Consider the following 11,607-nt stretch of genomic DNA (forward strand, 5'->3'; position numbering starts at 1 on the left):
GGGGGATGGGGAATGGGGAATTCGGGGCCCCAAAATTACTGTAGAGACGTTGTAATACAACGTCTCTACAGAGTAATACAACGTCTCTACAGAGGTTAACCGTATTTGCCTGTATAAATTAATTAAGACGTTAACCGCCCCATTTACAAGGGGATGGAATTTTACGCACGATCTACAAATCCTTATCCGGAAATTATCCCATTAAATGTGTTTTTTGTCAATACTATTTGAGATGCGCTAACTCTGAGCAAAATACCTCTTTGCTTGCTTATTTCAGTAGAGTGTACTGCTTACTTATGCTCATAGGACTTCTGCTGAAGAAGTTAAACAATTAATTTCCAAAATACCGCTCCACTAGAACGACTCATACCAATTAAATAGGATAATTTATTTAGACAACAGCTCATACACTGCTAATTTGACAATAGAATTAATTTGACCACTACAAAATTTCATCCCCTTTCCATCTGAAATTCTATATTTGGGCTACGTATATCATTATTCATGGGGCTTTGTATGATTCACGTGACATATTCATCAATAAATTTGATTAATATTTTGTTAGAGCATGATAGACACTGTTATTCTACAGTTCTCTCACAATAGCTTCTACATGATCGTTTTAATGTCAATAACATAATTAGAATTGACGAATTAACTATGCGATTTAAAGATCAGCTTATTGATTTGCCTACTTTATATGATGTTATTGATCGTTCTCCATTGACGATTAGCCCTGATAGTTATGTGGGCGAAGCCATTGTCTTGATGAGTCAGGAACGAAGTAGTAATTATGGGTTGGCTAACTCAGATTCGTCATCCGATTCAAGCCTCTGGAGTCAGCAAGTAACTGGCTGTATCTTGGTTGTAGAGCGATCGCAACTACTGGGTATACTGACTGAAAAAGATGTAGTAAAACTGACATCTTGTCATGAAGATTTATCCCAAGTGAAAATGTCTGAAGTGATGAGCCAGCAAGTTATAACCCTCACACAATCAGATTCTCAGGATATCTTCACAGCCTTGTCGTTATTCCGTCAGCATCGAATTCGCTATTTGCCCATTTTGGACTCAAAGAAGCAACTAGTAGGAATTGTCACTGAAACTTCCTTGCTGCACGCATTTGATCTCGTGAAAATGGTTGGAGCGATCGAAGGGTTACACCAATATTTACAAAAACCCACAGATGAAAAACTCCACCCACAAGGAGAAGTTACGAATGCCCAATACCCCATACCCCAAGTCAGCGTGCAGCCATCACCCAATGCCAATGAAGGTACACAGTTCCCCGCCGACTTTCAGGAATTAAGGTATGTCAATCAGCAAATAGAAAAAGTACGCCGCCAAACTCACAATTATTTACAAGAGTTGGTTCAGGAACAATCTGCCCAAGCCACGCAAATTAATGAGGAACTTCAGCAAACACTCGAAGAACTCAAGGTGGTGGAAGAGGAACTACGCCAACAAAATGAAGAATTGTCTGCTACCCGTCAGAAAGTAGAATCGCAACGCCAGCGTTACCAAGATTTGTTTGAGTTCGCTCCAGATGGTTACTTGGTAACTGATGCAGTTGGGATCATCCAAGAGGCTAACCATGCAGCAGCAACCTTGCTCTGTGTGCGCCAAAAATATCTAAGAGGCAAACCATTAGTTTTATTTATTGCTCAGCAAGACCATTCGACCTTTGTCGCTCAACTAAATAATGTTCTACAGGTGCAGGAGTGGGAAATTTGTTTACAGCCACGCAGAGGTGTACCTTTTCCAGCAAGCATCCGGTTAGCTGCCGTGTGTAACTCACAGGGTCAGCGAGTTGGCTGGCGCTGGCTGATCTGCGATATCACCGTACGCAAGCAGGCGGAAGAAGTACTGCGCCAAGCCACTGAAGAGTTAGAAAGACGTGTGGCTGAACGCACGGCTGAACTTGTTGTGTCTAACATGCTATTGCAACAAGAAATTGCTGAGCGCCAACGCGTTGAGGAAGCATTGCGGCAAAGTGAGCAACTCTATCGCCAGCTAGTTGAAACCCAAATCGACATGATTATTCGCATTGATTTGCAGGGGCAGATTACCTTTGCCAATACAGCGGCGTGTAAGATACTCGGCAGACAGTTAGATGAGTTGCGTGATCAGTCGTTATCTCAGTTCTTACATCCAGATGAATTGCATCACTTCAGGCAATACATAACAGCCATCACATCGCCACCCTATTGCTTGACTATTAAGCAACGCACCTTCACAGCTAACGGTATTGGCTGGTTTGAATGGAAGTTGACTGCAATTAAAGATGAAACAGAAAAGGTTTTTGAAGTTCAAGGAATAGGAAGAGATATCACTGAGCGCAAGCAGATGGAGGAAGCACTTCAGGAAAGCGAAGAGCGCTATCGTTCAGTCGTGACAGCCATGCAAGAAGGTGTTGTCTTACTGGAGGCTGATGATTGTAGAATAATTGCTTGTAATACCAGCGCTGAAAGGATTCTGGGTCTTGCTGCCGATGAGATTATCGGACGAACCCTTGAAGATTCCTTTTTGCAGGCTCTTTATGAAGACGGCTCTCCCTTCCCTATTGAAGATCATCCAACATTAGTCACCTTGCGTACAGGCAAACCTTGTTCAAATGTGATTATGGGAATCTACAAGCCCAATGGACAACTAGCCTGGATTTCGATTAATTCCCAACCCCTGTTTCAAGATCATAACCCAATCCCCTATGCAGTAGTCGCTTCATTTTCTGATATTAGCGATCGCAAACAAGCAGAACAGAAAATCTATGAACAAGCAGCTCTCCTTGATATTGCCACCGATGCAATTTTAGTTCGAGATTTCAAAAGCGAAATTTTATTCTGGAACAAAGGTGCAGAACGTCTCTACGGTTGGCAAGCAACGGAGGCTGTAGGAAAGAATCTCCAAGAGCTTTTATACAAAAAAACTTCACCGCAATTGGAAATGGCTCTAACAAATGTAGTTGAGTATGGCTCATGGCAGGGTGAGTTAAATAAATTTACCAAATCCGGTCAAGAAATTATCGTAGAAAGTCGCTGGACATTAATGCGCGATGCCGTCGGAGAACCTAAATCCATCCTCAGCGTTGATACTGACATCACAGAAAAAAAACAACTCCAAGCGCAGTCTTTTCGCACCCAGAGATTGGAAAGCCTTGGTACTCTTGCAGGTGGTATTGCCCACGATTTGAACAATATACTTACACCAATCTTGGCAGCAGCTCAACTAGTCCAGGGAAGATTTGCCCTAGATGAGGAGCGTTCTGGGCAACTGCTGGCACTTGTAGAAAGCAACGCCAAACGCGGTGCAGCTTTAGTCAAGCAAGTCTTGTCTTTCGCGCGAGGATTTAAAGGAGAGCACACAATTATCCAAGTCAAACACCTGATTTTGGAAATTACCCAAATAGCTCAGCAGACATTTCCCAAATCTATTGAATTTTCCACAGACATATCAGAAGACCTTTGGACTGTTTCTGGAGACATTACACAACTGCATCAAGTACTGATGAATCTGGTAGTAAATGCTCGTGATGCTATGCCAAATGGCGGTAATATCAAAATTGATGCGAAGAATAAGTTTATTGATGATGCATATACCAAGATGAATCTTGAGGCAACCGTTGGGCCTCATATTGTAATTACTGTTGCGGATACTGGAATGGGAATGCCGCCATTCGTATTAGATAGAATTTTTGAGCCATTTTTCACCACAAAAGATATTAGTACAGGAACAGGTCTTGGTCTTTCAACTGTGCTCGGCATTATTAAAAGTCACGGCGGTTTTATCAAAGTGTTCAGCCCAGGAGTTGAGCAAGGCAGCCAATTTCAGTTGTTCTTACCAGCGGTGATCGCAATTCAAGCCTTGAGTACAGAAAATTTAGATATGCCTCAAGGACAGGGAGAATTGATTTTAGTTGTGGATGATGAAGCGCAAATTCGTGAAGTTGCCACAATCATCCTGAACAATTACAACTACAAGAGTCTCACTGCAAGTAATGGAATTGAGGCGATCGCACTATATGCCCAGCACAAGTATAAAATCAATACTGTAATCATGGATATGATGATGCCAGAGATGGATGGAATCACCGCTATCCGCACCTTGCAAAAAATGAACCCACAAGTTCAAATCATTGCCTGTAGCGGACTCAACTCAACTGAGTTCTTCACTAAAGCTGCTGGCCCTGATGTGCAAGCATTCTTATCAAAGCCCTACACAGCCAGAGAGTTATTGACAAGCTTACACCAGATACTTAGAGGAACTGGGGAGCTGGAGAAGATAATAATTAATGACAAATGACTCTAATTGTTTTCCCAAATTGAAACGGTGGGCGCTCAAAGTTTTTCTGATGATGATTTAGCGATCGCTGGACAAATTACCCTAGATCAGTTACAACAAATAGCTGATGATGATTATAAATCTGTGCTAAACCTACATTGGCAACACAAAAAAAGTTTACTGGTTAATGAAAAGGAGAAGACTGAGTTTTTGGGACTACGCTACGTAAACTTTCCAATTAAAGCTAAACACATTAATCATCAAGCTATGCTGTGGATACTCAAGACCATCACTGAGCTACCCAAACAGACTTTGATAAGTAGTAAGACAAAATTAATTACACAAATTTCGACCTGAAACCCTTATGTAGCATAAAATCTAATGTGTAAATATTTCTGTCCGATTACTTACCTTGTTATAATTTGATATGTTTAGCAACACTAATAATATTAATGCATCTCACTGATCAACAGGGCTTTTTATTTGATAAAGCACTACAAAATCTATGAGATTAAGCTTAATTTAGCCAGAGTTATGAGTAGCAATTAAAATTTCATAATTATTCATATATGCAATAATTAATAACATCAAAATTTTATCATTTCTACATTTATTTTATCGTGATTATATCTAAAATCATAAAAACAAAACCTGAGGCGCAAGAGAGGTATTAAAAAATGTCTAAGACTATTGTCAATTTAACAATGCCGTTTGTTGTTCAAGAAATTGAGGAGCTTTTAGAAAAATATCCTCATCATCCTTATCATGAAGCTTTCGCAAATCCTGATTTTAGGCAAAATTTAATTGCTTATACTTTAAATAGAATTCCTAATCATTACCTAACAGTTGATGAAAAAGAAAAAGAGCATTTGATAACTTCAGACTATGTGCGTTACTATCTAAAACAAAGTCTACACATAAAAGCCGTTATTCACCAAGGGATTGAAAAAATTTTATCTGAGAAAGCAGAAGAGGTGAATCAGCACATTCCAAATACAGTTGATCCATCTCATGTTTCATCTGAACAGTAGGGTAGGCATTACAATAGGGAGCATCCATTTTTGGAAGAAACACCGGGCGATTGGAAATCGTGGCTACACAAACGTTCGCGAATAGCGTCTCGCAGAGAAGTCCGCCGATGCGGACTCTCCCAAACCCGCGCAGGCGGGTTTAGTTTGTATAGCCCCAGACTTCTAGTCTGTTCGCGTAGCGTGCGCCTTAGCACAGGGCGATCTGCCAAAACGGGATACTCCCTTACAATACCTACCCTACAAGCTTCGTAGTGAGGCGTAGCCCCAGGGCGAATTACGAATTACAGCGGGATTAATTATGCAATTTACGAAGTCGGAACGAAGGTAGGTCTGTAATCTTTGTGCCTGCTGAATAAAGTGGTAGATTACTATCCTGGCGATCGCTCTGTTTTTTGTCCGCAGTTTCTAAATAATCCAGATTATTAATTTTGCCTAAAACTTTAGATGAATCTTGTTGCTCAGAGCTACTTAAAGAAGAATGAATGGTTGTTTGTATTGAATTTTGCGTAGATCCAGTTTGGGGCTGAACTTGGCTATTTTCTTTCACTAAACGACTGTAAGTTCGTTGAGGAATAAAATGGAGTGGATTGTAACCAACGAAACGCAAAATTAGTACACAAGCCCAGGAATATCGACCATCGACAATGGCTTCGACGACTTGATTTAATTGATCTGGACTAATGGCTTTATGGTAATTTGCCTGAGAAGAAGAAATTTGGTAGTTCATAACTAACCCTGATATAACTTGCTGAAATTGAGGTTGATAAATTTAACCCACCCTCTCACAGTTACTGAATTGGCTCAAGCATAATGTCTGCAATATGGTAGCGACAGATGATCATTTCAGCAGGAGCTGTTTGAATAGCCTTAAATCTGATAGTTTGATGATTAGACATCTTGCAAACACTATGAAAATTCACAGTACTTTAGCTTGAGCCGCCAATATTTTGGTAGGTCAATTTGCAAAAAAGTAGTTACTTGATATACACAATACTATTTCTCTACAGTCAGTTCAGCCAAATTGGCACATTTTTTTGAGACAATTAGATTAGGTAATATTAGAAATTATCAGAACTAAAAAAATCAAATATAAATATCGGAACACTTACTGAGCAACTCGTGCCGAGCTTGTCCTGAGCGTAGTCGTTGGCGTAGCCTCCCGTAGGAAAGGGCGAAGCCGAGGTAAGCAGAAGCATAAAGCATTGGTAGCTTCTTTCCCATGCCCCATGCCCATGCCCCATTTCCTTGTGGGTGGAGTTTTTCATCCCATAGCTAGAAGTGAAGGTTTACAATCTTACTTAAAATTATAGAATAACTGTACCTCACAGAAAGCGTCATCTAAAAACAGAGTTGTTGAGGAGATAAAAATGAGGTCGTGGCTTAATTAGACTTCTGGAGTTCGTCATGCATGAACTAGTTCAATCTGTCTTCGATAGTGATGAAAAAACTGCTCTGCGTCAGTTGATCTATGCGTTAAGCATCTCAGGTAAGCGCTACTTCCTGAGGAATGAAATTTTGCAAACTTTTGCCGACTACTGTCACCAATCCGAAAAACCAGCTTACTTTTACCATTCTTCCTCTGTTGGCAGAGTCATAAACTACACTCATGAGATAATTCTGGAAGAGGAAAATACCTGGTTTGTAATTAGACCCAAGATTGCTAGCCCAGAAGTTTGGCGACTGACATCAGATTTTACTAAGTTCGAGCTGATGAAGCCTCCAGCACTGCTAGATGTGAGCGATCGCCTAGTCAACCGCTACCAACCCCACATCCTCGAAATCGACCTCCACCCCTTTTACAAGAGTTCCCCTAGTATTGACGACCCCAGAAACATCGGTCAAGGTTTAGCCTTCCTCAACCGTTACCTGTGCAGTCAATTGCGAACTGACCCCCAGTACTGGCTAGAGCTTTTATATCTATCTATATACAGACTTCAGCACGATGGAATTCGCCTGTTGCTCAACGATCGCATTCCCTCTGGTATCCAGCTAGCTAAACAAGTTAAGCTAGCCATCAAATTCCTCAGTGAGCGACACCCAAACGAAGCCTACGAAAAATTTCGCCTTGATCTGCAAGCACTCGGTTTTGAACCAGGTTGGGGTAACACAGCTGCGCGAGTGCGCGAAACTCTAGAACTTCTCGAACGGCTCATCGACACTGCACAGCCCGCCATCCTCGAAGCATTTGTGGCCCGTGTCCCTGCGGTTTTCCGGGTTGTCCTCATCTCTATACATGGCTGGGTTGCTCAAGAGGATGTCTTAGGACGAGATGAAACACTTGGTCAAGTCATCTACGTCCTTGAACAAGCTCGCAGCTTAGAAAATAAACTGCGTGAAGAAATCAAACTTGCTGGACTCGATTTACTAGGGATTAAACCTCATGTGATTATTCTCACCCGGCTCATTCCTAACTGCGAAGGTACATTCTGCAACCTACGCCTTGAAAAAGTTCAAGATACCGAAAATGCCTGGATCTTACGAGTTCCTTTTTCTGAATTCAACCCTGAAATCACCAACAATTGGATTTCTAAATTTGAAATTTGGCCCTATTTGGAGCAATTTGCCCTTGATGCAGAAAAAGATTTATTAACTCAATTCAAAGGTCGTCCTAATCTAATTATTGGTAACTACAGTGACGGTAATTTAGTAGCCTTTCTCCTCTCCCGCCGGATGAAAGTCACTCAGTGTAACATTGCCCATTCATTGGAAAAACCTAAATATTTATTTAGCAATTTATATTGGCAAGATTTAGAAGACCAATACCACTTCTCGGCACAATTTACCGCTGATTTGATCAGCATGAATGCAGCCGACTTCATCATCACCTCGTCCTACCAGGAAATTGTCGGGACACCAGAAACCATAGGTCAATACGAGTCATATAAGTTGTTTACTATGCCCCATTTGTATCATGTGGTTGATGGGATTGATCTATTCAGTCCTAAATTCAATATGGTACCGCCGGGAGTAAATGAGAATATCTTCTTCCCCTACAGCCAAAAAGAAGACCGAGATATTAGCCGATGTCAACGAGTCCACGACCTACTCTTTAACCGCCAAGACCCCCAAATTATTGGACACTTAGATAACTCCAACAAGCGACCAATCTTCGCCGTAGCTCCCATCACCTCAATCAAAAATCTCACTGGTTTGGCTGAATGCTTTGGCAAAAGTCAGGCTTTGCAAGAACGTTGTAACCTGATTCTCTTAACTAGTAAACTGCATCCAAATGAAGCTACCAACCCAGAAGAAGCAGGAGAAATTCAAAAAATTCACGACATTATTAATCAATATCATCTCCATCGTAATATTCGCTGGTTAGGAATGCGCTTGCCAAGTTCTGACCTCGGCGAAGCCTACCGAGTAATTGCCGATCGCAGGGGAATTTATGTTCACTTTGCCCTCTTTGAAGCCTTTGGACGCAGCATTCTAGAAGCCATGATTTCCGGCTTACCAACTTTCGCCACTCAATTTGGCGGTTCTTTAGAAATTATTGAAAATCGAGAGGATGGATTTAATCTCAACCCTACAGATTTACAAGGAACAGCAAAGAAAATTTTAGAATTCCTAGACCAATGCGACACTCATCCCCAACACTGGCAAGAAATTTCTGAGTGGATGAGCCAGCGGATTCGTAATAAGTACAATTGGCAACTACATACTAGTGAGTTATTATCACTTACCAAAATCTTCAGCTTTTGGAACTTTGTCATGCCAGAAAATAACGAAGCTAGGGATCGCTACATGGAAACATTATTTCATCTCATTTATAAACCCAGAGTAGAAAAGATTTTGGAACAACATCTGAATATGAAGGGAATAGGGAATAGGGAATAGAGGACAAGCTATCAATAAAACTCTTTCCCATCTCTAATGCCCAATGCCCCATCCCCAATGCCCCATCCCCAATTCTTAATTCCCCATTTATATGCATACAAAAGGTCATTCTCGCCATTTTATCTACACAGATTGGATATTAATCGAAACCCAGTTTGACCCTAACCAGTTGCACTCTAAAGAAACCGTCTTTACAATCGGCAATGGATACTTGGGAACAAGGGGCAGCTTTGAGGAAGGGTATGCTGCTAATTCATTGCCAGCTACTTTTATCCACGGTGTCTACGATGATGTTCCTGTGGTGTACACAGAACTCGCCAATTGTCCTGACTGGTTGCCATTGGTAGTGATTGTTAATGGCGAATCTCCTTCGGAGACGCTACACGAACGCTTCCGCCTCGATCAGGGTGAGATATTGAGATATGAGCGCCAGCTTGACCTGCGCCAAGGCATTCTCAGCCGTTCTGTGCGTTGGCGCTCTCCCAGTGGTAAAACTATAGACATTCAATTTGAACGCTTTGCTAGTTTGGCAGATCAGCATGTCTTAGGGCAACGCTGCCAGTTAACGCCAGTAGATTTCGATGGGTTAATCGAAGTTCAGGCTAGCATCAACGGCTATCCTGAAAATCAGGGTTTCAATCATTGGGAAGCGCTAGACCAAGGTAAGACGGATCAAGGTTTTTGGTTATATCGTCGCACCCGCAACTCTCGGATTGAAATTGGCATGGCTGCTAGGACGACAATATCGGGAACTGAGGCGGCGTTGCAATTTAACAGCGCACCTGGCTACCCGACATCAAGTGTGACCTTCCTAGCTACATCACAACAGACAGTGACGATAGAGAAAATGGTCACTGTTTTTACCTCGCGGGAAATTAATATACCAGTCGCAGCAGCTCAAGAAAAACTCGCGCACCTGCCAGATTACACAACGCTACTTAATGCCCATAAAAATGCATGGGATGAGGTTTGGCAGCAAAGTGACATTATCATTGAAGGAGATAGTACAGCTGCTTTTGCCGTCCGCTACAATCTATTTCAACTGCTGATTGCGGCGCCACGGCATGATGATCAAGTTAGTATTCCTGCCAAAACCCTTTCCGGATTTGGCTATCGCGGTCATATTTTTTGGGATACAGAAATTTTTATTCTGCCCTTTTTTACTTATATTCAACCAGCTATAGCCCGGAACTTGCTCAGTTACCGCTACCACACATTAAATGGAGCCAGACGCAAGGCATTCCATGATGGGTATAAGGGGGCGATGTATGCTTGGGAAAGTGCTGTGACTGGGGACGAAGTGACGCCCCGTTGGTCACTGCCTAATGATTTTTACGCAGACGATGTGCGGATTTGGTGTCGCGATCGCGAAATTCACATCAGTGCAGATATCGCTTATGCTGTCTGGTACTACTGGCAAGCTACTGACGACGATGAATGGATGCGAGACTGTGGCGCAGAGATTATATTGGATACCGCTGTCTTTTGGGAAAGCCGGATCGAGTTCAATCGAGATTCCGAACGGTATGAAATTCGTGGAGTAATTGGAGCAGATGAATACCACGAGTTCGTTCACAACAACACCTTCACTAACCGGATGGTACAATGGCATCTAGAAAAAGCGATCGCAGTCTACGATTGGCTTGACAAAAACTTTCCTGAGTGCGCTACCGAACTAGAGCAGAAATTGCAACTCTCCTCAAAACAGCGAACGCAATGGCAAGAAATCATTGCCAAGCTATGGATTCCATCTGACAAATCAACAGGACTAATCGAGCAGTTCGAGGGATTTTTCCAACTAGAAGATATCAACTTAGCAGACTATGAACCACGCGATCGCTCCATGCAAGCTATCCTAGGTATCGAAGGAGCTAACAAGCGACAAGTGCTCAAGCAGCCAGATGTGTTAATGCTCCTCTATTTGATGCGGCAATCAGAGGATTTTCCCTACAACCAAAAAGCATTGCAGACAAACTGGGACTACTACGCACCCCGCACTGATATTACTTATGGTTCCTCCCTTGGCCCGGCAATTCACGCCATCTTAGCCTCAGATTTGGGCTTATCAGCAGAGGCTTACGCACGGTTTATGCAAGCGGCCATGGTGGATCTCGAAGACAGCCGAGGTAACACCGCCGATGGCATTCACGGGGCTAGCGCTGGTGGCATTTGGCAGGCTGTGATTTTGGGGTTTGGTGGCGTACAACTGACAAAAGATGGCCCTGTAGCCACCCCCCACCTGCCCCCTGGCTGGACACGCCTCAAGTTTAAACTGCAATGGCGCGGTAAATGGCACGAGTTCGACCTACGCCAGGGACAGGTAGCCCCGGAAATAGCTCACCAACTGGAATTTCTCCAACTTTACCTCTCCCCCAATCCCCAGCAAGCGGGGGCCCCAAGTTCTCATAATCCCCCAAAATACCAAATGGATTCCGACTATCAAACTTCTCCCCCCCTCCCG

At 42.6% G+C, this 11,607-nt stretch carries 7 protein-coding genes; 5 read left to right on the plus strand and 2 right to left on the minus strand.

Features of this window, described 5'->3' with window-relative positions:
• The first annotated feature begins 660 nt into the window (after positions 1-660).
• The 3 genes from IQ246_RS25760 to IQ246_RS25770 all read left to right on the plus strand — a co-directional run bounded on the left by IQ246_RS25760 (position 661) and on the right by IQ246_RS25770 (position 5,309).
• Positions 661-4,299, plus strand: a complete 3,639-nt coding sequence (locus tag IQ246_RS25760) for a PAS domain S-box protein (RefSeq protein ID WP_194006157.1) — start codon at positions 661-663, stop codon at positions 4,297-4,299.
• 6 nt (positions 4,300-4,305) lie between these two features.
• Positions 4,306-4,635: a hypothetical protein gene (locus tag IQ246_RS25765; protein WP_194006158.1), complete on the plus strand. Its 330-nt coding sequence runs from the start codon at positions 4,306-4,308 to the stop codon at positions 4,633-4,635.
• Positions 4,636-4,955: 320 nt separating this feature from the next.
• Positions 4,956-5,309 carry a late competence development ComFB family protein gene (locus IQ246_RS25770; RefSeq protein WP_194006159.1) on the plus strand — a complete coding sequence of 118 codons (354 nt, stop codon included), beginning with the start codon at positions 4,956-4,958 and terminating at the stop codon, positions 5,307-5,309.
• A gap of 292 nt (positions 5,310-5,601) precedes the next feature.
• Here IQ246_RS25770 and IQ246_RS25775 read toward each other — a convergent pair whose 3' ends face one another.
• Both IQ246_RS25775 and IQ246_RS25780 read right to left on the minus strand, forming a co-directional pair.
• Positions 5,602-6,036, minus strand: coding sequence for a HetP family heterocyst commitment protein (locus tag IQ246_RS25775; protein ID WP_194006160.1), 435 nt, complete (start codon positions 6,034-6,036; stop codon positions 5,602-5,604).
• 356 nt (positions 6,037-6,392) lie between these two features.
• Positions 6,393-6,530: a hypothetical protein gene (locus IQ246_RS25780; RefSeq protein ID WP_194006161.1), complete on the minus strand. Its 138-nt coding sequence runs from the start codon at positions 6,528-6,530 to the stop codon at positions 6,393-6,395.
• Positions 6,531-6,713: 183 nt separating this feature from the next.
• On the opposite strand from IQ246_RS25780, the gene IQ246_RS25785 reads away from it, so the two are divergent.
• Positions 6,714-9,146 (plus strand): sucrose synthase, encoded by a 2,433-nt coding sequence (locus IQ246_RS25785; protein WP_194006162.1) that lies wholly within the window; start codon positions 6,714-6,716, stop codon positions 9,144-9,146.
• Between the two features lie 91 nt (positions 9,147-9,237).
• A partial coding sequence (locus tag IQ246_RS25790) for a glycoside hydrolase family 65 protein (RefSeq protein WP_194006163.1) occupies positions 9,238-11,607 on the plus strand: 2,370 nt, incomplete at its 3' end.

The sequence above is a fragment of the aff. Roholtiella sp. LEGE 12411 genome, from assembly GCF_015206995.1.
In the GTDB taxonomy this organism is placed as follows: Bacteria; Cyanobacteriota; Cyanobacteriia; order Cyanobacteriales; family Nostocaceae; genus Komarekiella.

Bases quoted from the DNA above. Each gene is read 5' to 3' on its own strand.
- IQ246_RS25785 (WP_194006162.1), top strand. From the start codon at position 6,714: ATGCATGAACTAGTTCAATCTGTCTTCGATAGTGATGAAAAAACTGCT.
- IQ246_RS25775 (WP_194006160.1), bottom strand. From the start codon at position 6,036: ATGAACTACCAAATTTCTTCTTCTCAGGCAAATTACCATAAAGCCATT.
- IQ246_RS25770 (WP_194006159.1), top strand. From the start codon at position 4,956: ATGTCTAAGACTATTGTCAATTTAACAATGCCGTTTGTTGTTCAAGAA.
- IQ246_RS25780 (WP_194006161.1), bottom strand. From the start codon at position 6,530: ATGGGAAAGAAGCTACCAATGCTTTATGCTTCTGCTTACCTCGGCTTC.
- IQ246_RS25760 (WP_194006157.1), top strand. From the start codon at position 661: ATGCGATTTAAAGATCAGCTTATTGATTTGCCTACTTTATATGATGTT.